The 22,180-nt window shown below is 68.0% G+C and carries 19 protein-coding genes and 1 other RNA gene; 11 read left to right on the plus strand and 9 right to left on the minus strand.

The genetic code is table 11. The annotated features are described in order from the left end of the window. Positions 1–53 precede the first annotated feature (53 nt). Positions 54–1,637, plus strand: coding sequence for a threonine ammonia-lyase, biosynthetic (gene ilvA / locus ACXAFN_RS12140; RefSeq protein WP_474989102.1), 1,584 nt, complete (start codon positions 54–56; stop codon positions 1,635–1,637). Positions 1,638–2,159: 522 nt separating this feature from the next. Here the strand turns inward: ilvA and ACXAFN_RS12145 are convergent. From ACXAFN_RS12145 to ACXAFN_RS12155, 3 genes are all read right to left on the minus strand, one after another. Further along, positions 2,160–2,792 (minus strand): 5-formyltetrahydrofolate cyclo-ligase, encoded by a 633-nt coding sequence (locus tag ACXAFN_RS12145; RefSeq protein WP_474989017.1) that lies wholly within the window; start codon positions 2,790–2,792, stop codon positions 2,160–2,162. Positions 2,793–2,800: 8 nt separating this feature from the next. Next, a non-coding RNA gene (ssrS, locus tag ACXAFN_RS12150) (6S RNA) lies at positions 2,801–2,985 on the minus strand. Positions 2,986–3,030: 45 nt separating this feature from the next. Continuing rightward, positions 3,031–3,330, minus strand: a complete 300-nt coding sequence (locus ACXAFN_RS12155; protein WP_474989018.1) for a cell division protein ZapA — start codon at positions 3,328–3,330, stop codon at positions 3,031–3,033. Between the two features lie 152 nt (positions 3,331–3,482). On the opposite strand from ACXAFN_RS12155, the gene ACXAFN_RS12160 reads away from it, so the two are divergent. The 4 genes from ACXAFN_RS12160 to ACXAFN_RS12175 all read left to right on the plus strand — a co-directional run bounded on the left by ACXAFN_RS12160 (position 3,483) and on the right by ACXAFN_RS12175 (position 8,046). Further along, entirely contained in the window at positions 3,483–4,070 is a 588-nt protein-coding gene (locus tag ACXAFN_RS12160; protein ID WP_474989020.1) for a UPF0149 family protein, read from the plus strand. 69 nt (positions 4,071–4,139) lie between these two features. Next, positions 4,140–5,477, plus strand: coding sequence for an aminopeptidase P N-terminal domain-containing protein (locus tag ACXAFN_RS12165; protein ID WP_474989022.1), 1,338 nt, complete (start codon positions 4,140–4,142; stop codon positions 5,475–5,477). 62 nt (positions 5,478–5,539) lie between these two features. Continuing rightward, positions 5,540–6,757 carry a 2-octaprenyl-6-methoxyphenyl hydroxylase gene (gene ubiH / locus ACXAFN_RS12170; RefSeq protein WP_474989024.1) on the plus strand — a complete coding sequence of 406 codons (1,218 nt, stop codon included), beginning with the start codon at positions 5,540–5,542 and terminating at the stop codon, positions 6,755–6,757. Positions 6,758–6,807: 50 nt separating this feature from the next. After that, on the plus strand, positions 6,808–8,046 hold the full coding sequence (locus ACXAFN_RS12175; protein ID WP_474989103.1) for a UbiH/UbiF/VisC/COQ6 family ubiquinone biosynthesis hydroxylase: 1,239 nt from the start codon (positions 6,808–6,810) through the stop codon (positions 8,044–8,046). Between the two features lie 42 nt (positions 8,047–8,088). Here the strand turns inward: ACXAFN_RS12175 and ACXAFN_RS12180 are convergent, their stop codons facing one another. The 3 genes from ACXAFN_RS12180 to gpmI all read right to left on the minus strand — a co-directional run bounded on the left by ACXAFN_RS12180 (position 8,089) and on the right by gpmI (position 12,210). Then, positions 8,089–9,411, minus strand: coding sequence for a S41 family peptidase (locus ACXAFN_RS12180; RefSeq protein WP_474989026.1), 1,323 nt, complete (start codon positions 9,409–9,411; stop codon positions 8,089–8,091). 73 nt (positions 9,412–9,484) lie between these two features. Beyond that, positions 9,485–10,642, minus strand: coding sequence for a murein hydrolase activator EnvC family protein (locus ACXAFN_RS12185; RefSeq protein WP_474989028.1), 1,158 nt, complete (start codon positions 10,640–10,642; stop codon positions 9,485–9,487). After that, positions 10,639–12,210 carry a 2,3-bisphosphoglycerate-independent phosphoglycerate mutase gene (gene gpmI / locus ACXAFN_RS12190; protein WP_474989030.1) on the minus strand — a complete coding sequence of 524 codons (1,572 nt, stop codon included), beginning with the start codon at positions 12,208–12,210 and terminating at the stop codon, positions 10,639–10,641. Before gpmI ends, ACXAFN_RS12185 begins: the two co-directional genes overlap by 4 nt. 210 nt (positions 12,211–12,420) lie before the next feature. Between gpmI and ACXAFN_RS12195 the strand changes: the two genes are divergently transcribed. The 4 genes from ACXAFN_RS12195 (at position 12,421) to ACXAFN_RS12210 (ending at position 15,105) form a co-directional block, all read left to right on the plus strand. Continuing rightward, entirely contained in the window at positions 12,421–12,843 is a 423-nt protein-coding gene (locus ACXAFN_RS12195) for a rhodanese-like domain-containing protein (RefSeq protein ID WP_474989032.1), read from the plus strand. Between the two features lie 40 nt (positions 12,844–12,883). Next, complete coding sequence (gene secB / locus ACXAFN_RS12200; RefSeq protein WP_474989034.1) at positions 12,884–13,405, plus strand: protein-export chaperone SecB; 522 nt, start codon at positions 12,884–12,886, stop codon at positions 13,403–13,405. A gap of 220 nt (positions 13,406–13,625) precedes the next feature. After that, a complete protein-coding gene (locus tag ACXAFN_RS12205) occupies positions 13,626–14,357 on the plus strand; it encodes a 16S rRNA (uracil(1498)-N(3))-methyltransferase (RefSeq protein ID WP_474989036.1) in 732 nt (243 codons plus the stop codon). A gap of 10 nt (positions 14,358–14,367) precedes the next feature. Then, entirely contained in the window at positions 14,368–15,105 is a 738-nt protein-coding gene (locus tag ACXAFN_RS12210) for an outer membrane protein assembly factor BamE (RefSeq protein ID WP_474989038.1), read from the plus strand. Here the strand turns inward: ACXAFN_RS12210 and ACXAFN_RS12215 are convergent. Continuing rightward, positions 15,089–17,431 (minus strand): CHASE2 domain-containing protein, encoded by a 2,343-nt coding sequence (locus ACXAFN_RS12215; protein ID WP_474989039.1) that lies wholly within the window; start codon positions 17,429–17,431, stop codon positions 15,089–15,091. The two genes, ACXAFN_RS12210 and ACXAFN_RS12215, sit on opposite strands and share 17 nt — an antisense overlap. Next, the gene (locus ACXAFN_RS12220) at positions 17,412–18,677 is read right to left on the minus strand and encodes a FecR family protein (protein WP_474989041.1); all 1,266 of its coding nucleotides are present in this window, start codon (positions 18,675–18,677) and stop codon (positions 17,412–17,414) included. The genes ACXAFN_RS12215 and ACXAFN_RS12220 overlap by 20 nt, the downstream gene beginning before the upstream one ends. A 488-nt stretch (positions 18,678–19,165) precedes the next feature. Between ACXAFN_RS12220 and ACXAFN_RS12225 the strand changes: the two genes are divergently transcribed. Beyond that, positions 19,166–19,921 carry a response regulator transcription factor gene (locus ACXAFN_RS12225; protein WP_474989043.1) on the plus strand — a complete coding sequence of 252 codons (756 nt, stop codon included), beginning with the start codon at positions 19,166–19,168 and terminating at the stop codon, positions 19,919–19,921. Between the two features lie 279 nt (positions 19,922–20,200). Here ACXAFN_RS12225 and ACXAFN_RS12230 read toward each other — a convergent pair whose 3' ends face one another. Next, entirely contained in the window at positions 20,201–20,935 is a 735-nt protein-coding gene (locus ACXAFN_RS12230; RefSeq protein WP_474989044.1) for a FadR/GntR family transcriptional regulator, read from the minus strand. A 251-nt stretch (positions 20,936–21,186) separates the two neighbouring features. Between ACXAFN_RS12230 and ACXAFN_RS12235 the strand changes: the two genes are divergently transcribed. After that, positions 21,187–22,161: a TRAP transporter substrate-binding protein gene (locus ACXAFN_RS12235; protein ID WP_474989045.1), complete on the plus strand. Its 975-nt coding sequence runs from the start codon at positions 21,187–21,189 to the stop codon at positions 22,159–22,161. The last annotated feature ends 19 nt before the right edge of the window (positions 22,162–22,180 follow it).

Here is a 22,180-nt window from a genome sequence, read left to right on the forward strand (position 1 = left end):
CGCGCCATTATAGGCCATGGCGCCTCGCCGTGCTGGACGCCGTGGTCGCCGGAATGCTACCAATAAGGGTTCCCCTCGTGCCGCGTCATGCGGCTCCTCGCGCCACCCATCGGAAGATCAGGATGCTCGAAGACACCGTCAAGAAGATATTGCAGGCCCGGGTTTACGAGGCCGCCCGGGAAACGCCGATCTCGCCGGCCCCCTTCCTCTCTCGCCGGTTCAACAACCAGATCCTGATCAAGCGCGAGGACCTCCAGCCGGTCCACTCCTTCAAGATTCGCGGCGCCTACAACAAGATGGCCCAGCTGACCGACGAGCAGAAGGCCAAGGGCGTGATCGCCGCCTCGGCGGGCAATCATGCCCAGGGGCTGGCCCTGGCGGCGCGCCAGATGGGCGTCAAGGCGGTGATCGTGATGCCGCGCATCACCCCGGAGATCAAGGTCGCCGCGGTGCGCGCGCGGGGCGCCAAGGTCGTGCTCAAGGGCGATGCCTTTGGTGAGGCCGCCGCCCATGCCCAGGAGCTGATCGAAGAACACGGCTACACCTATATCCCGCCCTTCGACGACATCGACGTCATCGCCGGCCAGGGTACCGTCGCCGTGGAGATCCTGCGCCAGAACCCCGGCCGACTGGATGCCATCTTCGTGCCGGTGGGCGGCGGCGGGCTGATCGCCGGCGTGGCGGCCTACGTCAAGTATCTGCGCCCCGAGATCAAGGTGATCGGCGTGGAATCCGAGGACAGTGCCTGCCTGAAGGCGGCGCTGAGCGACGGCGAGCGGGTGACCCTGGACCAGGTCGGGGTGTTCGCCGAGGGGGTAGCCGTGGCCCAGATCGGCGAGGCGCCCTTCGCGGTGATGCAGGGCCTGGTGGATGACGTCATCACCGTCAATACCGACGAGATGTGCGCCGCGGTGAAGGACATCTTCGAGGATACCCGGGCAGTGTCCGAGACCTCCGGCGCGCTGTCCCTGGCCGGCCTCAAGAAGTACATCCAGCAGACCGGCGCCAGCGGCGAGACCCTGGTGTGCATCAACTCCGGCGCCAACACCAACTTCGATCGCCTGCAGCACATCGCCGAGCGCACCGAGCTCGGCGAGCAGCGCGAGGCGATCCTGGCGGTGACCATTCCCGAGAAGCCGGGCAGCTTCAAGAAGTTCTGCCGCACCATCGGCAAGCGTATGGTCACCGAGTTCAACTATCGCTACGCCGACCCCGAGCAGGCGCATATCTTCGTCGGCGTCCAGGTCAAGCCCGGCGGCGAGGACCGTCAGGCGGTCATCGACAAGCTGCGCGGGGCTGGCTATCCGGTGGAAGACCTCACCGACAACGAGCTGGCCAAGCTGCACATTCGCCACCTGGGCGGCGGCCGACCCAAGCAGCAGTTCGACGAGGAGGCCTATCGCTTCGAGTTCCCGGAACGCCCCGGCGCGCTGATGAACTTCCTCACCCACCTGCCCCAGGACTGGAACATCTCGCTGTTCCACTACCGCAACCACGGCGCCGCCTATGGCCGGGTGCTGGTCGGCATGCAGCTGCCGGGCGACGATCGCGGCCACGTCGAGGAGCACTTCGACGAGATCGGCTATCGCTACTGGAAGGAGTCGGACAACCCCGCCTATCGGCTGTTCATGGCCTGATCGGCACGGTCGGCGTGAGTGAATGTTTGCTCGCGCGTGAGCTTAGGCCACGACAGCGTTTTTTCCGTCGTGTTCCGGGTATGACGGTTGTCATGCCCGGGGCCTTGGGCTAGGCTGTGGCCTCGCTCGAGGGTGCCCAACGGCTCTTGTTATCACGAAAGGCCGACGTCTCGTGGTCTGCGGACCGGAAGCCGCCAAGAAACAGTGTTTGCGGGGCCAAATGGGCATTTTGCGGCGTCCGCGACGTCGTATAGTCGAGAGCAGCCATCTTTACGCCCGCGCATCGGAGGGCTCCGTATGCGCCGTAGCGAATCCATCGAAGGGAGTCGACGATGAAGCGCAAGCCCGACCTGGTCATGACCCTGGCACTGATCTTCGGTATCGGCGTCGTGGCAACCGGTTATGCCCAGGCACTGGTCGGGCACTGATCCTCCTGCTGCCCACCACGATTCCCGAGAAAGCGGTCGATGCTCAGCCATCGGCCGCTTTTTTCATGTCGGGCGCACGAGGCATGCAGGCCCGTCAGGGGCGCAGGATGCGGGTATCGCTGACGATGGCGTCCAGGGGCACGTCCCAGGGAGCGATCGGCAGTCGCTCGACCCGCTGACAGTCATGGGCCAGGCCGACCAGGCGGGGTCGCGGGCCGGCGCCGCGGGTGAAGGCCAGGGTGCGATCGTAGAAGCCGCCGCCCATGCCGATGCGCTGCCCCTCGTCGTCGAAGCCCACCAGTGGCATCAGGATCAGGTCCAGGGCCCAGGCCGGCATGCGGCGGGCGCGATGGGCGCCGTGGCGGGTGCAGGGCTCGGGAATCCCGAAGCGATTGGTCACCATGGGCGTGTCGGCATGGTAGTGGACGAACCACAGGGCGTTATGGGATAGCGGGCGCAGCACGGGCAGGAAGACGCGTGCGCCGCGGCCATGCAGCCAGGGCATCAGCCGGGTCGGATCGATCTCGCCGTCGTTCGGCAGGTAGAGGGCCACGCGTCGGGCCCGGCGCACCTCGGGCAGGTGGCGCAGGCGGTGGCAAAGTCGCCGAGCGGCTACCGCTTGCTGGCGGGCGCTCAACTGCCGACGCTTGCGACGCAGTTCACGGCGCAGGGCGCGTCGCGCGTCGTCTCGCGTGGCGTGGGCGGCGGTATCCTGCATGTGCGTCATGTCGGATAGAGTTCCCCAGAGTGCCGCTGTCGTTCTGGCCCTTGAACCCTTGGTTCAAGGTGGGTGGCCGCAGCCGGACCGTCAGGCTTTCCGTCGCACGGACATGCACACGGGTCCGGACTAGCTGTTGGCCCCCTGGGTACTGCGCATAGGCTCGAGGGACTATAACGACTGGCGAACACCCCAGGGAACGTCTCTATCCTAGCAGAGCGAGCCGTTCGTCCAAAGCGAAGAATCCTCAGCGCGAGGGGGCGTCGGCCAGCGCCTTCTCCAGGCGCGCGCTCAGCTCGCCGAGGCTCTGCTCCCCGGCGCGGCGCTCCTCCAGCGCCTCGAGCAGCTCGTGGGTGATGTTCAGTGCCGCCATGATGGCGATCTTCTCCCGGTCGACGACCTTGCCCTGGGCATGGATGCCCTGCATGGCGCGATCCAGGTAGCGAGCGGCGCGCTCCAGCTTGTCCTGCTCGTCCGGCGGACAGGCGATGACGTACTGGCGCTGCAGCAGGGTGATCTCGGTGGTGGGCCGCGAGGCGTCGGTCATGGGGGTGCTCCGGCGGGGCCCGGACGAACGCGGGGGTGCGCGCCATGGGGGCCCGATGCGTTAACATCGTAGGGGATACGTACGTCAAGTCACTATAAGAGAGCCGTTTGCGGCCGGTCAACGCACGCACGGCTCTCGCACCGGATGGGCCCATGTCACTGATCAACGAACGCCAGGATTTCGCCGATATCGCCGATACCTTCCTGCTGCATGGCAGCATGCAGTCGCCGGCCTTCCTCGACGGTCGCCTGTGCGCCGCGCTGGCGCTGCACGACCTCGGCGCTGAGGCCTGGCTCGCGACGGTCTGCGAGAACCTCGGGGTCGAGCAGCCCAAGGACGAGCCGGCCGCCGAGCGCCTGCTGGGCTGGCGCCGCCAGACCCTGGAGGCGCTCTCGGCCAGCGAGATGCATTACGAGCCGCTGCTGCCCGATGAACTGTTCTCGCTGGCCGAGCGCGCCCAGGGCCTCAAGGAGTGGACCCAGGGTTTCCTCGAGGTGATCGAGGATGCCGGCGACACGCCGCGCAAGGCCTGGTCCGAGGCGTTGCGCGAGGCGATCGACGACCTTCGCGGGCTGACGGCCATCGACACCGACCTCGATGACAGCGCCGAGAACGAGAACGACCTCTTCGCCCTCACCGAGCACGCCCGCATGGCCGCCATGCTGCTCTATACCGAGCAGCATCCCGGCCAGCCGCAGGTCGAGCAGGTGGAGGATCCCGAGGCCCAGCCCAAGCACTGAGGGCCCCTGTACCGTCGCGTCAGGCCTCGCGTATCGCCGGGGCCGCCCCGCCATCGCCGAGGAGCCGCCATGCCGCCCGAGACCCTGTCCCGCCCCGCTTCCATCACCGCCCAGGAGTATCAGGACCGCCGACGGCGGCTGATGGCCTCGTTGCCCGGCGATGCCGCCGTGCTGCTGCCCGGTGCCTCGCTGGTGACCCGTTCCCGGGACAGCGAGTTCGCCTTCCGCCAGGACAGCGACTTTCACTACCTGACGGGGTTCCCGGAACCGGAGGCCCTGCTGTTGCTGCTGCCCGGCCGCGAGGCCGGGGAATGCGTGCTGTTCTGCCAGGATCGCGACCCCGAGATGGAGACCTGGACGGGGCGCCGCTGCGGGGCCTCGGGCGCCGAACGCGAGCATGGCGTCGACCAGGCCTTCGTCAACGCCGAGCGCGAGTCGCGGCTGGCGGAGCTGCTGGACGGACGCGCCACGCTCTATCTGCCGCTGGACGATGGCGAGAGCCTGCGGCTGGCCGAGCGCATCCGCGCCGACCTGCAGGCCGGGGCCCGGCGGGGCGCTAGGCCGCCGCTGTCCTTCGCCGACGTCGCGGGGCCGATACACGAGCTGCGCCTGGTCAAGAGCCCGGCCGAGCTGGCGCTGTTGCGCCACGCCGGGGCGATTACCGCCCGGGCCCACCGCCGGGCGATGCAGGTCTGCGCGGCCGGGCTCGCCGAATACCAGCTGCAGGCCGAGCTCGAGCACGAGTTCCGCTGGCAGGGCGGCAGCGGGCCGGCCTACGCCAGCATCGTCGCTGGCGGGGGCAATGCGCGTGTGCTGCACTACATCGAGAACACCGCCATGCTGCGTGACGGCGAGCTGGTACTGATCGACGCCGGGGCCGAGTTCGATCTCTACGCCGGCGACGTCACCCGCACCTTCCCGGTCGGCGGCCGGTTCGGCGAGGCGCAGCGGGCCCTCTACGAGGTCGTGCTCGGCGCCCAGCAGCGCGCCATCGCGGCGGTGCGCCCGGGAACCACCCTGGCCGCCATCCATCGCGGCGTGGTCCGTGACCTCACCGCCGGCCTGCTCGAGCTTGGCCTGCTCTCGGGTGCGCTGGAGGATTGCCTGGCGGCCAACGCCTGCCGGCGTTTCTACCCGCATGCCACCTCCCACTGGCTGGGGCTCGATGTCCATGATGTCGGCGACTACCGCCAGGAGGGCGAGCCGCGGCCGCTGGTGCCGGGCATGGTGCTGACCATCGAGCCCGGGCTCTACGTGCCGGATGACGACGACATCCCCGCCGCCTTTCGCGGCATCGGCATCCGCATCGAGGACGACGTGGCGGTCACCGAGGAAGGCCGCGAGGTGCTGACCGCCGATGTGCCCAAGCGGGCGGCCGATATCGAGGCCCTGCTGGTCAAGAAATGATCGGCGGCAAGTGGATCGAGATTTGGATTACGTAATGTACATTATGATAATGAGGCCCGGTCATGAGTGACACGGCCGATACGCCCCGCCGCGTGGATATCGCCATCGTCGGCGGCGGCCTGGTAGGGGCCAGCCTGGGCTGCGCCCTGGCGCCGCTGATCGAGCGTCACGGCCTGACGGTGGCGGTGATCGAGGCCGCTCCCCTGCCGGCGGATCTGGAGGCGCCCTTCCAGCCGAGCTTCGATGCCCGGGCCAGCGCCATCGCCGAGGGGTCGGTGCACCACTTTCGCCGCCTGGGGCTGTGGCAGGCCCTGGCCGAGCAGGCCTCGCCGATCCGGCGCATCCACGTCAGCGAGCGGGGGCGCCTGGGGGCGACCCGGCTGCGCGCCGAGGAACTTGGCAGCGAAGCCCTGGGCCAGGTGATTCCCAATGCCTGGCTGGGGCGGGTGCTCCACCGGCGGCTCGCCGAGCTGCCGCTGGCCTGGCACTGCCCGGCCCGGGTCGAGGAGATCCAACCGCAGGCCGGCGGTCATCGGCTGTCGCTCTCCGACGGCACCTGCCTCGAAGCGGGGCTGACGGTGCTGGCCGACGGCGGCCGCTCGGGACTCAAGGAGCGACTCGGCATCGCGAGCGACGAGCGACCCTATGATCAGGTGGCGGTGATCGCCGGCGTCGAGCTCGACCGGCCCCACGACGGCTGGGCCTTCGAGCGCTTCACCGCCGAAGGTCCGATCGCCCTGCTGCCGCTCAAGGGTCAGGCCATGGAGCTGGTCTGGACCCACGAGGCGGGCCGCGAGCGAGCCCGGCTGGCGCTCTCCGATGGCGACTTCCTGGCCCGGCTGCAGCGCGCCTTCGGTGACCGTGCCGGGCGCTTTCGCCGGGTGGGCCGCCGTCACGCCTATCCGCTGTCGCTGGTCACGGCGCGGGAGGCCATCCGCCCGGGGCTGGCGGTGATGGGCAATGCCGCCCATGCCCTGCACCCGGTGGCCGGGCAGGGCTTCAACCTGGCGCTGCGCGGGGTGATGGACCTGGTGGCCGCCATCGAGGCCGGCGCCGCGGGCGGCGAACCCGCCGGAAGCGCCGCCACCCTGGCCGACTTCGAGGCCCGTCGCGGCGGCGACCGCCGGGAGGTGGTTCGCTTCAGCGACGGCCTGGTGCGGCTGTTCGGCCTCGACAGCGCCCTGCTCTCCCACGCTCGCTCCGCCGGGCTGGTGGGGCTCAACCTGGTGGGGCCGCTGCGCCGCACCCTGGCTCGCCGGGCCATGGGGGTGGAACGATGACCCCGGCGCCCGTGAAGGAGGACGACAGCGTGAGTGACGAGGCGAGCGGCATGAGCCGAGACGCGACGCCGGCCGGCGAGGCGATCATCGTCGGCGGCGGCATGGTGGGCGCCAGCCTGGCCTGCCTGCTGGGCGAGGCCGGTGTGGCGGTGACCCTGCTGGACGCGCGGCCGGGGCCATTGGACGCCGAGGCCGTGGGCGTTGGCCGGCCGGGCCGCCGCGTCAGCGCCCTGACGCCGGTCTCCCAGCGCCTGCTGGAGGGGCTGGGGGCCTGGGAATGGATGCGCGCCCGGCGCGTCACGCCCTATCGCGGCATGCGCGTGTGGGATGCCGAGGGCACCGGCGAGGTGGGCTTCTCCGCCGAGGAGGCGGGCCTGCCGGTGCTCGGCCATATCGTCGAGAACGACGTGGTGTTGGCCGCCCTGGAAGGCCGGCTGGCGGGCCTGCCCACGGTGACGCGGCGCTTCGGGGCGCGGGTGACCGGCCTCGAGGCCGGGCCGGCGGGCCGCGAGCTGGTGCTGGAAGGCGGTGAGCGGCTGGCCGCCTCGCTGGTGGTGGCCGCCGACGGGGCGCGTTCGCCGCTGCGCGCGCTGGCCGGCATCGAGGTGGCGGCCCATGACACCGGTCACTCGGCGCTGGTGACCACGGTGCGCACCGCCGAGCCCCATGGGGGCGTGGCCCGCCAGGCCTTTCTGGCCGATGGCCCGCTGGCCTTCCTGCCGCTGACGGTGGCGGGCGATGACCGCTACTGCTCGATCGTCTGGTCGACCACGCCGGAGGAGGCCGAGCGCCTCGCCGGCCTCTCCGCCGAGGCGCTCGGTCAGGCCCTGGAGGGGGCCTTCGCGGGGCGGTTGGGCAAGGTGGAAGCGGTCGATGGCGCCCTGGCGGTGCCGCTGACCCAACGCCATGCCGAACGCTACGTGCAGCCGGGGCTGGCGCTGGTGGGCGACGCCGCCCACAGCATCCATCCCTTGGCCGGCCAGGGAGTGAATCTGGGGCTGATGGACGCCGCGGTGCTGGCCGAGGAGCTGCTGGCGGCCCGGCGGCGCGGCCTGGCGATGGGCAGCGAGGCCTGGCTGTCGCGCTATGCACGGCGTCGCCGCGGCGACAACGCCGCCATGCTCAAGCTGATGGACGGCTTTCGGCTGCTGTTCGGGACGCGGCATCCGGCCTTGACCCTGGCCCGCAACCTGGGGCTCGCCGGCGTCGACCGCCTGGCGCCGCTCAAGCGGCTGCTGATGCAGCAGGCGGCGGGCCATCGCGGACGCTTGCCGCTCTCCTGCCGATAAGGGCCCACCGAGCCGCCTGCTCGCCCGGTGGCGCTGCCTTCGCTACTCGTCGGAGGTCGGAGGCTCGGTCACCGGGCCATCGCGCTTACTGAGCACATTCAGGGCCTTGAGCAGGTTGAGGGCCTCGCCGAGCTGGTAGTCGTCGCGCAGCCGGTCACTGAGCGGGTCGCGCTCGTCGCCCTCGCCGTTGCCGGCCAGGTGGCCCTCGAGGTCGGCCTCGCGCACCCGCAGGCCGGTATTCTCGGCCACCTCGAGGCGGCCGCGCACCACTTCCACGTCCGGGGCGATGCCGAGCGCCTGGATCGAGCGTCCGCCGGGCGTGAAGTAGAGGGCGGTGGTCAGCTTCAGGGCCTCGTCGTCGCCCAGCGGCATGATCTGCTGCACCGAGCCCTTGCCGAAGCTCTCGGTGCCCATCACCACGCCGCGGCGCTGGTCCTGCAGGGCACCGGCGACGATCTCCGCCGCCGAGGCGCTGCCGCCGTTGATCAGCACCACCAGCGGAACCTCCGGGGCGGCGGTGTCGCGTCGGGCGGAGAAGCGCATGGCGCTGTCCGGCAGCCGCCCCTCGGTGTAGACGATCAGGCCGTCGTCGAGGAAGGCATCGGCCACGTCCACCGCCGCCTGCAGCACGCCGCCGGGGTTGTTGCGCAGGTCGAGCACCAGCCCCTGCAGCGGGCCGTCCTCGCGGAGCGTCTCCAGCGCCTCGACGACCTGCTCGCCGGTGCGGGTCTGGAACTGGCTGACCCGCAGGTAGCCGTAGCCCGGCGTCAGCAGTTCCTGCTTGACGCTCTCGGTGCGAATGATCTCGCGCTCGATGCTGACCTCGCGAGGGGCGTTCTCGCCCTGGCGCATGATGGTCAGGCGGATCTCGGTGCCGGGCTCGCCGCGCATCAGGTCCACCGCTTCCTGCAGCGAGAGGCCCTCGGTGGGGGTCTCGTCGATGCGCAGGATCACGTCCTGGGCCTGCAGCCCGGCCCGGGAGGCCGGGGTGTCGTCGATGGGGGTGATCACGGTGAGCTGGCCGTCGCGCTTGCCGACCTCGATGCCCACGCCGCCGAACTCGCCCTGGGTGGATTCCTGCAGGCTCCGGTAGTCCTCGGCGTCCAGGTAGGTGGAGTGCGGGTCGAGCTCGCTGAGCATGCCGCGCATGGCGTTGCGCAGCAGGGTAGCGTCGTCGACTTCCTCGACGTAGGCGCGCTTGATGCGCTCGAACACCTCGGCGAACGCCTGGATCTCGGCCACCGGCAGGTCGTCGCCGGCCGGTGCGGTATCGGGGGCGGCCTGCAGGGGCAGCGGCAGGGCCAGCAGGGCGGCCGGCAGCAGCGCCGCCTTCAGGCGTCGCAGCGGGGCGTTCGTCGGGAACATGCGCTCTCTCGCGGTTCTTCGCAGATGGACGCCCAGCATAGCGTGGCGGCGGACGCGATTGGAATAGCGTCGACTAGCGCCGGGCGATCCAGCGATTGGGATCGATGGGCTCGCCCTGGCGGCGTACCTCGAAGTAGAGCCCGGGCGATGCCTGGCCGCCGCTGGCGCCCACCGCACCGAGGGGCTCGCCGGCGCTCACCGCCTGGCCGACGTCGACCGCGAAGCGCTGCAGGTGGGCATGCAGGGTCATGACGCCGTCGCCGTGGTCGAGGATCAGCAGGTTGCCGAAGCCGCGCATCCAGTCGGCGAACACCACCCGGCCGGCATGGACCGCCTCCACCGGGGTGCCCTCGGCGGCGCGGATCACCAGGCCATTGCGATGCACGCCGTCGCCGCGGCCGAAGGACGACGCCACCTGCCCCTGGACCGGCCAGGGCAAGTCGCCCCGGGTGTCGGCGATGTTGGTGGAGGGCGGCGGCTGCTGCAGGCGCGCCAGGCGCTCCTGCACCTGACGCAGCACCCGCTCGGCGTGGGCGCGGTCCTGGTCGAGCTCGGTCAGGCGGGCCTGCTCGCTGGCGTAACGGTCATCGAGCCTGGCGACCAGGGTCTCGCGCTCGTCGATGCGACGGGCGAGCTCGGCCGAGCGGTCCTCCAGTTCCTCGGCCAGCTGTTCCAGGCGGGTGTCGCGGGCATCCAGGGCCTCGCGATTGTCGGCCAGGGCCGCATCCAGCCGCGCGAGCTCGTCGAGGCGACGCTGGCGGGCGTCGGCCAGGCGGTTGAGGTAGGTCTGCAGGCGATCCAGGCGGGACGGATCGTCCTGGTTGAGCAGCAGCTTGAGCTGCGGGGTCAGGCCCAGTCGATAGAGGGCATCGAGCTGTTCGCCCAGGGCCGTCAGCTGGCTACGGCGCTCCGCCTCCAGCGCGTCGCGCCGGGATTCGAGCGCCGCGACGTCATCGCGCAGCGCGCGCTTCTCGGCCTGGAGCTCGTCCAGGCGGCGGTGGGTCTCGGCCAGGGCGGTCTCGACCTCGCGCAGCGCCTCGCTGGCCGCGTGGCGGGCATCACGGGTGGCGCCGAGGTCCTGGGTCACCGCCTGGATGCGCTCGCCGATGGCGTCCAGGCGCTCCCTGGCCTGTCGCTCGTCGACCGGCGCCGCCTGGGCGGCGCTCAGCGCTATCGCAAGAACGAGGCCCGGCAGCGCTCGCCACCGGGCCGGCCAGCGCCGTCGGCTCACGCCTCGATCAGCACGCGGCCGGTCATTTCCTCGGGCACCGGCTGGTCCATCAGCGTCAGCAGGGTCGGCGCCAGGTCGCACAGCCGGCCGTCCTGGGCGAGGCGCAGCGGACGCGGGCCGACGTAGATCAGCGGCACGTCGAAGGTAGTGTGGGCGGTCTGGGCGACGCCGGTCTCGGGGTGGACCATCTGTTCGGCGTTGCCGTGGTCTGCGGTGATCAGGCAGGCGCCGCCGGCCGCCTCGATCGCCTCGACCACCCGGCCGACGCAGGCATCGACGGCCTCGATGGCCTTGACCGCGGCGTCGAAGTCGCCGGTGTGGCCGACCATGTCGCCGTTGGCGTAGTTGCAGACGATCAGGTCGTGGGCGCCGGACTCGATGGCCTCGACCAGGCGGTCGGTGACCTCGACGGCGCTCATCTCGGGCTTCTCGTCGTAGGTCTTCACGTCCTGGGGCGAGGGCACCAGCACCCGGGTCTCGCCCCGGTATTCGGCCTCGCGGCCGCCGGAAAAGAAGAAGGTGACGTGGGCGTACTTCTCGGTCTCGGCGATGCGCAGCTGGGTCAGGCCGCGTTTTTCCATGACCTCGCCGAGGGTGTTGGTGAGCTCCTCGGGCGGGAAGGCGGCCGGGGCCGGGATGTCGGCGGCGTACTGGGTCATGGTCACCAGGCTGCCCCCGGCCAGGGCCGGGCGCGCCCGGCGCTCGAAGCCGGCGAAGTCGTCCTCGACGAAGGCGCGGGTCAGCTCGCGGGCGCGGTCGGCGCGGAAGTTCATGAAAAAGGCGGCGTCGCCGTCCTCCATGCGTATCGGCGCATCGCCGGCGAGGATGGCGGTGGCGGTGACGAACTCGTCGGTCTCGCCCCGGTCGTAGGCCGCCTCCAGGCCGGCCTCGCCGCTCTGGGCGAGGTGCTCGGCGGCGCCCTCGGTGACCAGGCGGTAGGCCTGCTCGACGCGGTCCCAGCGGTTGTCGCGGTCCATGGCGAAGTAGCGGCCGATCAGCGAGGCCACGCAGCCGTTGTCGGCGCCTACCATCTCGGCGAGCCGGGCGTTGACGCGCTCGATGGAGGCGCGGGCGCTCTTGGGGGCGGTATCGCGGCCGTCGAGGAAGCCGTGGACATAGATGCGCTTGGCGCCCCGCTTGGCGGCCAGCTCGGCCATGGCCAGGATGTGGTCCTCGTGGCTGTGCACCCCGCCCGGCGACAGCAGGCCCAGCAGGTGCACGGCGCGGCCGGCCTCGGCGGCGGCGTCCAGCGGGGCGGTGAGGGTGGCGTTGTCGGCCAGTTCGCCGTCGTCGACGGCCTTGGTGATGCGGGTGAAGTCCTGGTAGACGATGCGCCCGGCGCCGAGGTTCATGTGACCGACTTCCGAGTTGCCCATCTGGCCGTCCGGCAGCCCCACGTAGCGGCCGTCGGTGTGCACCAGGGCATGCGGCCGAGTCTCCCAGAGCCCGTCCATCACCGGCGTGTCGGCGGCCAGGATGGCGTTGTCGGTGGGGTCCGGGTTGTGGCCGTAGCCGTCGAGGATGATCAGGGCCACCGGGCGGGGAGTCGGGGTCGATGAGTCGGTCATGCGTCGAAGCCTCTTGGTTGGGTCGTGGCCGCCTGGGCTCTACGGCCTTGGGCGGGGTCGCGACTTGCCGCTGCTTGCGGCATCATATCGCACGGCCCCGCCGGGCGTCATATCGCACGCCCTCGGCGGCCTCCCGGCATCATGTATACTGGGCGCCGCCGGCTCGGCCGGTTTCGTTCACCGCGTACCCGAAAAGAGTCTTTCCGAACCATGATCGATCAGCTGTTCGAATTCGTGCAGAACCACCCGCTTCTGGTCGGCGCCTTCCTGCTGGTGCTGGTCGCCTGGATCGCCTATGAGATCCGCAGCGGCGGCGCCAACGGCGTGACCACCGGCGAGGCCACCCAGCTGGTCAATCGCGAGGACGCCGTGGTGCTCGACATCCGCGACAAGAACGACTTCAAGGCGGGCCATATCGCCGGCGCCCGCAATATCCCCCAGAGCAGCCTCGACAATCGCCTCAGCGAACTCGACAAGTTCAAGGGCAAGCCGATCATCGTGGCCTGCAAGCACGGCCAGAGTTCCGGTACCGTCCAGGCCAAGCTGACCAAGGCCGGCTTCGAGCGCGTGCTCAAGCTCAAGGGCGGCATGACGCAGTGGCAGGCGGATGGCCTGCCGCTGGTCAAGAAGTGATCGCGCCATTTCTCATCCCACGACCAAAGGATTCCTTTCCATGGCGGAAGACAACAACCCGAACAACGGCGCCGGCGAACAGGCCGCCGGCCAGCAGGACAAGCCCCAGGTGCAGTTCGCCCTGCAGCGCATCTACGTCAAGGACATTTCCTTCGAGGCCCCGAACTCCCCGGCGGTGTTCCAGCAGCCGTTCAAGCCCAAGGTCGGCCTGGACCTGAATACCACCCACCAGCAGGTCGGCGAGGAGCTGTATGAAGTGGTGATCAAGGTCACCGCCCAGGTGACCCACAGCGAGGAAGGCACCACTTCCTTCCTGGCCGAGATCGAGCAGGCCGGCCTGTTCCGCATCGGCGGCATCGAGGGCGCCCAGCTCGATCACACCCTGGGCGCCTTCTGCCCCAACGTGCTGTTCCCCTATGCCCGCGAGTGCATCGACAACCTGGTCAACCGTGGCGGCTTCCCGCCGCTGATGCTGTCGCCGGTCAACTTCGAGGCGATCTACGCCCAGAAGAAGCAGCGCGAGGCCCAGCAGCAACAGCAGGGCGAGCAGGCCACGCAGTAACGCTGGCATTCGATGAGCTTTTCCGGGAGCAAGCCTGCGCGGGGCGCCATGAACCCTTCCATGGGCGCTGCACCGGCCCAGAGGCACTCTCGCATCCTGCTTCGTTTGCAGGGCCGTGGCTGGCCATTCATGGCCAGCCCTCCTCGCCCCGGCTTGCGCCCGGGCTCATCTCACCTCCAGCGAACCTCGTGCCTCCCTTCCTCAAGAGAGAGTCTCGCCCATGGCGATCAAGGCCCCCCGTATCCATGTCGCCGCCGCGCTGACCGCCGGCGGTGACGTCGTGCTGCCGGATGGCCCGGCGCGCCATGTGGCCCGGGTGCTGCGCCTCGGCGAGGGCGCGCCCCTGGTGCTGTTCGACGGCCAGGGCCGCGAGGCCGAGGCCGTGCTGGTCGAGGCCGGCCGCAAGCGGGTGGTGGCCCGGGTCGAGTCGCTCCACGAGGGACGCGGCGAGTCGCCGCTGGCGGTGCACCTGGGCCAGGCGATCTCCAAGGGCGATCGCATGGACTACGCGATCCAGAAGGCCGTGGAACTGGGGGTGGCCGAGATCACCCCGCTCTACACCGAGCATGGCGACGTGCGCCTCAAGGGCGACCGCGAGGCCAGGAAGCTGGCTCACTGGCAGGCGGTAGCCGCCAGCGCCTGCGAGCAGTGCGGCCGCGCCACCGTGCCGCCGGTGCATCCGCCGGAACCGCTCGCCGCCTGGCTGGCGGGTCGCGACGAGGCGCTGCGCCTGGTGCTGCATCCCGGCACGCCGGGCGCCCTGGAGCGCCCGGACAAGATCGCCTCGGCGGCGCTGCTGATCGGCCCCGAGGGCGGCCTTTCGGCCGCCGAGGTCGAGGCGGCGGCCGCGGCCGATTTCGCCGCCCTGACCCTAGGGCCACGCATCCTGCGCACCGAGACCGCCCCGGTGGTCGCCCTGACCCTGCTACAGGATCGCTTCGGCGATCTGTGAGGTGGAGACCATGACCATGACGACCCTGGGCAAGGTTCGGCGGGGTGTTGCCATCGCCGCCATGGCGTCGCTACTGGGTGGCTGTGCGGCGGGCGAGGGCTACGATGGCTTTCCCGACCCGGGAGCTTCCTTCGTTCGCGGGGGGACCTTGGAGTCGTCCCGTGCCATCGAGACGCTCCAGGCCGGCATGACCAAGGACCAGGTGAGGGGAGTGTTGGGGAATCCGCATTTCTACGAGGGGCTGTTCAACGTTCGGACCTGGAACTATCTGTTCGATCTCGGCGCCGAGGATGGCCATCCGCGCGAGCTGTGCCAGCTCAGGCTGGCCTTCGATGGTGCGATGCGCGTCGAGGAGATGCGCTGGCGAACGGCCAGGTGTGCCGTCCGGTTCTCGGCCATCCTGGCCGAGCCGATCCAGAGCGCACGACCGGTACATCTCTTTCGCTTGCCCATCGATGGCATGTTCGAGCCGGAGGGCGTATTGACCGAGGAGGGGCGGCGCGTGACGGCAGAGTTCGCCGCGCTTGTGGCACAAGACGTGCCCGCCCCGTCCCTGGCCATTGCCAGCTTCCCGTCGGCCGGTGGGTACCGACCCCATCGCCAGGCCGTTCGTCGCGTGTTGACCGCTCGCCACGGCATCTCCGCGGAGGCGGTGCAGCTGACCGAAGAGGCGGTGTCACCCTGTCGTGATGTCACCAGCATCGAGACGTGCCGGCGAACCGAGACGATCGTCATCGAGGTTCGGTGACGCCGGGATGAGCCTCGGCATCGATGCGCTGCTCCAGGGCGGGAAGGGTAATGACGAACTCGGTGCCGACATGTTCCGTGCTCCGGCATTCGATGGTGCCGCCATGGCGCTCGATCACCGACTGGACCAGCGACAGGCCGAGGCCGTATCCCGCCGAGTGGCCGCTACCGGAGCTGCGCTGATAGCTGTCGAAGATGTAGGGAAGGTCTCGCTCGGGAATGCCGACGCCCTGGTCCCGAATGCTCAGGCGAATATCGTCGTCCGCTTCCTTGGCAGATACCAGGACGCGAGTGCCGGGAGGACTGTACTTGATGGCGTTGTCCAGGAGGTTGAAGATCGCCCTCAGCAGGTAGGCCCGATCGCCTTCCATGGGGCAGGCATCCTCGACGTCGTCGCATTCGACGCGAATGTTGCGCTGCCGGGCCATCGGCCAGGCCTGGTCGATGGCTTCCAGGATCACGTCGGCGAGCAGCACGAAGCCCCTGTCCAGGGCGCCGAACTCGACCCGGGTCAGTTTCATGAAGTCGTCGGTGAGCGTCAGCGAGTTGCGGGCCTGTTGGGCGATCCTGTCGAGCAGCTGCTCTTCGGGCAGCCGGGACGCCGTGTGTTGCAGCTGGGTCAGGGCCAGGATGTTGCTTTGCGGAGCCTTCAGGTCATGCGACAGGAAGCGCAGCAGGCTGGCACGCTGCTCCGCGGCCTGTCGTTCGCTCGTCACATCCACCAGGCTGACCAGCCAGCCGACCTCGAAGGCATCGACATCCGTGATCAGCGACGCGACCTTGATATGGAAATGGCGCTCGTCCCTGCCTTGGTGGAGGGTGTCGTCGAGCGACGCGAACGCGTCCTCTTCCGGCAGGGCCTGCTGCGGGGAGTGGCTGCTGCTGGCCACGGCCTGGCCTTCCGGCGTCATGGTGGACAACAGCGCCTGGAGGCTGGCGGCGCCATGGACCCCGTAATGGGCGAACAGTTGCTTGGCCTGGTCGCTCGAGATGATGACGGTGCCCTGCCGGTCGATCACCAGGGTGGCGATAGGCAGTGAGTCCATGGCGTCCGTGATGAACCGGCGGGTGTTGCGGATGCGCGTGATGGCGCTTTCCAGTGAGTGGAGTTTTTGGTGCAGGGCATATCCCCACTCGTTCGGCGGCGGGTGCGGTGTGTCCGGCACCACGCTGGGCTCGTCTTCCAGGCGGCCGAGCTCTCGCTGGAACCAGTGCATGGCCGTCGCCTGGCAACGCCAGCTGATGAGCACGCTGGCCACCAGCACAGAGCCGAGGCCGACGCTGGGGGGCCACCACCAGCCCAGCCTCAATAGCCCCCAGCTGCTCAGCAGTATCGCGATCACGATGCCCAGGGTCAGCTTGGACATGTGGCGGAACTTGAGGCCGCGGACCAGGGCCATGAAGACCAGCAGTGGCAGTATCGAGAGCGCCGGGGAGACCCTGTCGGAGAGGTCCTGGATGATCCTGCCTTGTAGCAGACCGTCCAGCAGGTGGGCCTGGATCTCGATGCCGGGCATGCCGCCTTCGTCGCCCCCGAAGGGCGTCGGATGTCGATCGCTCAAGCCCCTCGCCGTTGCCCCGACCAGGAGGATCCGGTCCTCCAGCAAGGAGCGGGGCAGGCGGCCTTCGAGGAGATCGACGTAGGAGACGGTCGGGAAGTGGAAGGTGTCGCCGAGATAGGGAATGCGGACCTCGAGGTCGCCGTCACCCGCCAGGAGACGGCGCATGGTGTCGTGGGGCGTGACATGGCGCTCGGCGACCAGATCCCGGTAGACGCTCAGCGCCAGCTGGGGGAGGTGGTTCTCCCGCAGGTGGACCCGGCGCACGACGCCGTCGGCCTCCGATCGGATGTCGATATGGCCGGTGCCGCGGGCGGCGCTGCGCAGCGGCTCGATCGGAGACAAGCGCTGAACCCCCGAGGTCTGACCATTCGCGGCATGAATGACGGGCAGGTAGACATGGCCATGACGCTCGATTGCCTGCGCCAGGCGTCGGTCCTCGTCGGGGGTGCGTGCCGGCTCGGCGAATACCACGTCGAGCAGCACGGCCCTCGCATCGGCATCGGCCAGGCGGTCCAGCAGGCGTGCATGCACCTGGCGTGGCCACGGCCATCGGCCCAGTGCCTCCAGGCTTCGCTCGTCGATGGCCACGACCAGGATATCGTCGGCCGGTGGCTGTATCCGGGTCGTCAGCAGGCGATCGTACACATAGGCATCCGTCGACCAGCTTCGCTGCCCCGCCCACCAGGTCAGGCCCAGCAGCAGTATGCCGATCACCAGCCAGGTGCCGGTCAGGCCTCTGAGCAGGCTATGGCTGGCGTACGGCACCTTGCCTCCCGGACGCTACCACGGTGGGGTCCACGAACTCGCCGCCCGGGCCGGAGACCTGCAGGCGCCAGAAGAACTCGTCCGTGGGCAGGTTGTGCAAGGTGACACCTCGACTCTCCGTGAATGGCCGGTCCATGAAGGGCGCATGGAACCCGGCGTCCTCGGATAACTGTAGGCGAAATGACAGGCGGGGAATATCGGACCAGCGGAAGGTATACCCCTGTCCGATGGCTTCCACCTGCACCTCGATCGGCCGATGCAGGACCAGCCGCCTGTCGAATCGGCCTTCGATACCCAGGGCGTCGAAGGCCGAGCTGCGGGCGTAATAGAACCCCTGGGGGATCGAGTCGAAGGCGATGATGCGCGAGTCGCTGCGCTTGTCGCGGAAGAGGGTCTGGAAGCGAGGGTCCCGTGCCAGTTGGACGCGATAGGCCTCGGCGCCCGAGACCGCCGATACCTCGACCCTCAGGGGGCGATCGACGGAAAACACGCTGTCTTCGATCCTGGGGGCCGGCAGCAGGGCCGTTACCCGGGTGGCAGCCCCCTCGCTCGACAGCGCGCCTCGGCCGGATGGCACGCTGGTCGTGGTCTCGCCATGGCCCAGCGCCACTTCGCCTTCCCAGGTGCTGACCCGCGTACCGTCATCGGCATGCGCCACCCGAAAGTGGGTGCCGCGCACCCCGATGATGCCCGTCGGCGTATCGACATTCAGCACCTCCTGATGATCGCGCTGTGGCGGCACCCGGGCTTCCAGCTCGCCGCGCTCGAGGTAGAGCCGGGAGTGGCGGCGGTCCTGTCGCCGGAGTATCACCCGCGTGTTGGAAGGTAGCACCACGTCCTCGCCATGCGGCAGGCGCAGCGCGACGAAGGCGCGGGGGCCGGTCTCCAGGGCCTCGCCAGGCACGATGGCCATGTCGTCGCGCAACGACACCCGTTCTCCATCTTCGCGGATCAGCCAGGCGGTGCCCTGACGATGTCTAACCTCGGCCGTCAGCGCGGGTAGAGGCGGCAGTACCAGGACGTCTCCGGGCTGAATGTGGCGGGGCTCGCTCACTCGATTGGTATCGCCGACGATCGGCCACTCCCCGGCATCGCCACGATAGCGTTCGGTGATCTCCCAGAGGGTATCGCCCGGCTTGACCCGGTAGTGCTCCGGGGCGGCATTGCCATCGGCCTGCACCGTCGTTGCCGCCAGTAAGGCGGCAAGACCGACGCCCATCAGCCCATGTCGATACCCTTCGTTCATGCTTCTGCTCCGGCCCCGCTTGCGTAAATGAGAGAGTGTATTGTCCCGGGCGCTATAGCATAACCCAAAGCACATGGCGGTGCGTGGCGCTTATCTTTAGCGACCCTTCTCTTTTCGATACCGCAAATGGCTCGGCTATCGCGGACACCGGCGCAGGTTTTCCTGATAGGAGTATTCGGGAACTCTGAATGTCCCAGGTGCCATGTTTCTTTCTCGAATGTAGACGTGAAAAACGAGAGGGGTTTCGGAGTTGTGCCGTAGTTAATATTTGTTCATACGCAAACCCTAGCTAAAGCAATGAGTTGGCCTATGATGAGGGGCGTCATGGGAGCGCCCGTGACCCCTGCTTACTTGCCTGGCCTCCGCCAGGCATTTTTTATGTCGCCGCGATAGCCTTCCATGTGAAAAATTGTTAATTTTCTCTTGGCATATGCGCGGGACAACAATATGAAATATTGTAAAATTTACACTTGAGGAGCCATGCCAAGATGTTCATCGCCATCCTTGAGGACGATCCAGTCTATCTCGATCAGCTGGCAAATCTGCTGAGCGTGGCAGCAGAGCAAGGCCCGCCGGGCTGGAGGTTGGATGGTGACAAGAAAGGATGGCAGATCGACAGCTACCAGAATGCGCGCTCCTTCATCCGGGGCGTCAAGCGCAACACCTACAACCTGGTGTTGATGGACTGGGTGCTGCCGGATATGAACGGCCCGGAGGTGTTGAGCTGGATGGAAGAGTATTTCCAGGCTCCTCCTCCCGTGATCATGGTGACCAACCGGGATGCCGAGCAGGATGTGGTCGAGGCCCTGGAGGCCGGCGCCGAGGACTTTGTCAGCAAGCCGTTTCGTTCGAAGGAGCTGGCCGCCAGAGTCCTGGCCGCCCTGCGACGTCGCCATGCGGGCGGCAAGCACCAGCTAGAATCCTTCCGGCAGGGAGATATCGTCGTCTCGCCCAAGGAGGAAGAAATTGCGGTCCAGGGGACGCCCGCCAAGCTGACGCACCAGGAATACCGTCTGGCGCTTCTGTTGCTGAAGAACGTCGATCAACCACTCAGCCGCTCCTATCTGTACGAATCGGTATGGGGTCAGGAAGAGAGTCCCATGTCGAGGACGCTGGACGTGCACATCTACCGCCTGCGTCGGAAGCTGCTATTGAACGCCGAGAACGGCTGGAAGCTGTCGTCTGTGTATCGATATGGATATCGTCTCCAAAGACTGGTCGACGAGGCGCGGGACAAGGGATAAAGGCGTCAGCGCTGATTTTTCCTGTCACTCGCCTGGTCCGATGACGGCCAGGCCGAGCTTGGTTCTCATCAACTGAGCGGCCGGGGATATTCCCGGCCTATACAAGTGCTCCTGGCGGACTTGGGTCGCGTCTCCCTTACGGGGTCTGCTCGGGTGTACGCTGCCTGGCAGCCGGTGCCCTGACCCCGCACAACTTCCTGGCCTGAGGCATCGACAATCGAGACCGTTTCCCGCGCTGGCCCGGGCCCGGGGTGAATCGTTTCGACGAGCCGTGACGATTCACCCCGCGGCGTCGAGCTTTTCGCGCGTCGTACGATAGACGCTGTCCAGGTGCGACAGCATGGTGCGTTCCGCGGCATCCGGGTCGCCTGCGCGCAAGGCCTCGACGATCCGGACGTGCTCTCGATAGCTCTGCTCGATGGACCCGCTCTCCACCATGACCTGGCGTCGAATGTTCAGCCCATAGGCATAGAGTTCTTCCGAGTAACGCAACAAAATCTCGTTGCGGGCGTATTCCGAGATCAGCTTGTGGAAATTCTGGTCCGACAGTTGGAAGTGCACCGGCGAGTCGAACAGCTGACTCTGAGCTTCCAGCAGTCGGTCTAGCTGCTGTAACCCGGCGTCATCGATATAGCGGGCGGCTCGCCGGGCGATCGACGCCTCGACGACCAGGCGGCTCTCGAAGACGCTGTCGACATCGTAGCGATTGACCTCGGCCTCCTGACGATGGCCGGAATGCTGCTGAAAACGCTCGATGATCGCTTCGCTGGCGCAGATCCGCGATTTGCTGCCATGCGAGACGCTGGCCAGGCCATGCGCCGTGAGCTGTGCCAGCGCTCCCCTCACGGTTTCTCGACTGACCCCGAACAGCTGGGCCAGCTCTCGCTCGCTGGGCAGTTCGTCCCCGTCCCTCAGCAGTCCCGTCAACACCATGTCGGTCAACTTGTCGGCCAGGATTTCCTTCTTGGTTCGGCTCTTCAGTGCCTGTTCGTCGGCAAAGGCCCGCAGCGTCATGGGTCCATCCTCGTCGATGATGTACAACTGGTATGGAGTATATACCAATTTTGCGAGCTTTGACGCCATGCGATTGTCCTGCGTTGGTCGCATACCTGGACTGAGACTTTGGTCAAAGGCTCGATATGTAGGCTTGACCGACCGAGGGCCGATGGCTAACTTCAAGAACGCCATCTGGTCTGGTGGGCATACCAGCAAACCAGTTGGCTCGAATAACGCCAATGACAAACCGCAAGCTCACAGGAGTCATCATGTACAAGAAGCTACTCGGTCTTTCAGCGCTCGGTCTCGCGGTTGCCTCGGCCCAGGTACAGGCCGATGAGATCGTCTTCGCCATCGGGGGCACGCCGCAGAGTTTGCAGGGGCAGACCGCGCAGGAGTTCACTCGCCGCCTCCAGGAGCGCCTCGGCGACGAGCACCAGGTCGAGCTCTATGACAGCGGACAGCTCGGTAGCGAGCAGCAGCTGGTTCAGAAGCTTCGCCTGGGCACCGTCGATCTAGCGGCAATCTCCTCCATCATGTCCTCCATCGACTCGCGGTTCGCTCTCTTCGACATGCCTTTCCTGGTCAAGGATCGCGAGCATCTCAAGCGCCTCGATCAGGAGATCATCATGCAGGACCTGGCCGACAGCGCCGAGGCCAAGGGGCTGCACATCGTCTCCACCTGGGAGAACGGCTTCCGTCATATCACCAACAACGAGCGTCCGATCGAGGCGCCCGCCGACCTTGATGGCCTGAAGCTTCGTACGCCGAAGAGCGAGTGGCGGACGATGATGTTCGATACCTGGGGCGCCAACCCCACGCCGATGGCGTTCTCCGAAGTATTCGTGGCGCTGCAGACCGGCGTGGTCGATGGCCAGGAGAACCCGCTCAGCAACATCAACGGCGCCAAGTTCCAGGAGGTGCAGGATTACCTGTCGCTGTCCAACCATGTCTATTCGCCGATCTGGCTGACCACCGGCCAGGGCAATTGGCAGACGTTGCCCGAGGAAGTGCGCACCGCCATCACCGAGGTCGCCTCCGAGACTCAAGACTGGGCCCTGGCCAAGGGCGCGGAGCTCGATGGAAACCTGATCGGCACCATGCGCGAGGCCGGCATGGAGATCAATCGGGTCGATCGCGACGCCTTCGTCGAGGCCAGCGCCCCCGTCTACCAGGCCTATGCCGAGCGCGTCGAAGGTGGTCAAGCACTGATCGACCGGGCCATGGAACTGGCCGAGGAGTAAGTCGCCATGTCCACGTCAT

Source organism: Halomonas sp. ABH4_019 (assembly GCF_056159885.1).

What these genes read in the sequence shown, in the direction of transcription:
- ACXAFN_RS12180 (WP_474989026.1), bottom strand. Translation starts at nt 9,411, where the DNA reads ATGTTCCCGACGAACGCCCCGCTGCGACGCCTGAAGGCGGCGCTGCTG.
- ACXAFN_RS12220 (WP_474989041.1), bottom strand. Translation starts at nt 18,677, where the DNA reads ATGAACGAAGGGTATCGACATGGGCTGATGGGCGTCGGTCTTGCCGCC.
- ACXAFN_RS12205 (WP_474989036.1), top strand. Translation starts at nt 13,626, where the DNA reads ATGGCGATCAAGGCCCCCCGTATCCATGTCGCCGCCGCGCTGACCGCC.
- ACXAFN_RS12165 (WP_474989022.1), top strand. Translation starts at nt 4,140, where the DNA reads ATGCCGCCCGAGACCCTGTCCCGCCCCGCTTCCATCACCGCCCAGGAG.
- ilvA (WP_474989102.1), top strand. Translation starts at nt 54, where the DNA reads ATGCTACCAATAAGGGTTCCCCTCGTGCCGCGTCATGCGGCTCCTCGC.
- ACXAFN_RS12160 (WP_474989020.1), top strand. Translation starts at nt 3,483, where the DNA reads ATGTCACTGATCAACGAACGCCAGGATTTCGCCGATATCGCCGATACC.
- gpmI (WP_474989030.1), bottom strand. Translation starts at nt 12,210, where the DNA reads ATGACCGACTCATCGACCCCGACTCCCCGCCCGGTGGCCCTGATCATC.
- ACXAFN_RS12230 (WP_474989044.1), bottom strand. Translation starts at nt 20,935, where the DNA reads ATGACGCTGCGGGCCTTTGCCGACGAACAGGCACTGAAGAGCCGAACC.
- ACXAFN_RS12175 (WP_474989103.1), top strand. Translation starts at nt 6,808, where the DNA reads ATGAGCCGAGACGCGACGCCGGCCGGCGAGGCGATCATCGTCGGCGGC.
- ACXAFN_RS12145 (WP_474989017.1), bottom strand. Translation starts at nt 2,792, where the DNA reads ATGACGCACATGCAGGATACCGCCGCCCACGCCACGCGAGACGACGCG.
- secB (WP_474989034.1), top strand. Translation starts at nt 12,884, where the DNA reads ATGGCGGAAGACAACAACCCGAACAACGGCGCCGGCGAACAGGCCGCC.
- ACXAFN_RS12210 (WP_474989038.1), top strand. Translation starts at nt 14,368, where the DNA reads ATGACCATGACGACCCTGGGCAAGGTTCGGCGGGGTGTTGCCATCGCC.
- ACXAFN_RS12225 (WP_474989043.1), top strand. Translation starts at nt 19,166, where the DNA reads ATGTTCATCGCCATCCTTGAGGACGATCCAGTCTATCTCGATCAGCTG.
- ACXAFN_RS12195 (WP_474989032.1), top strand. Translation starts at nt 12,421, where the DNA reads ATGATCGATCAGCTGTTCGAATTCGTGCAGAACCACCCGCTTCTGGTC.
- ACXAFN_RS12235 (WP_474989045.1), top strand. Translation starts at nt 21,187, where the DNA reads ATGTACAAGAAGCTACTCGGTCTTTCAGCGCTCGGTCTCGCGGTTGCC.
- ACXAFN_RS12155 (WP_474989018.1), bottom strand. Translation starts at nt 3,330, where the DNA reads ATGACCGACGCCTCGCGGCCCACCACCGAGATCACCCTGCTGCAGCGC.
- ubiH (WP_474989024.1), top strand. Translation starts at nt 5,540, where the DNA reads ATGAGTGACACGGCCGATACGCCCCGCCGCGTGGATATCGCCATCGTC.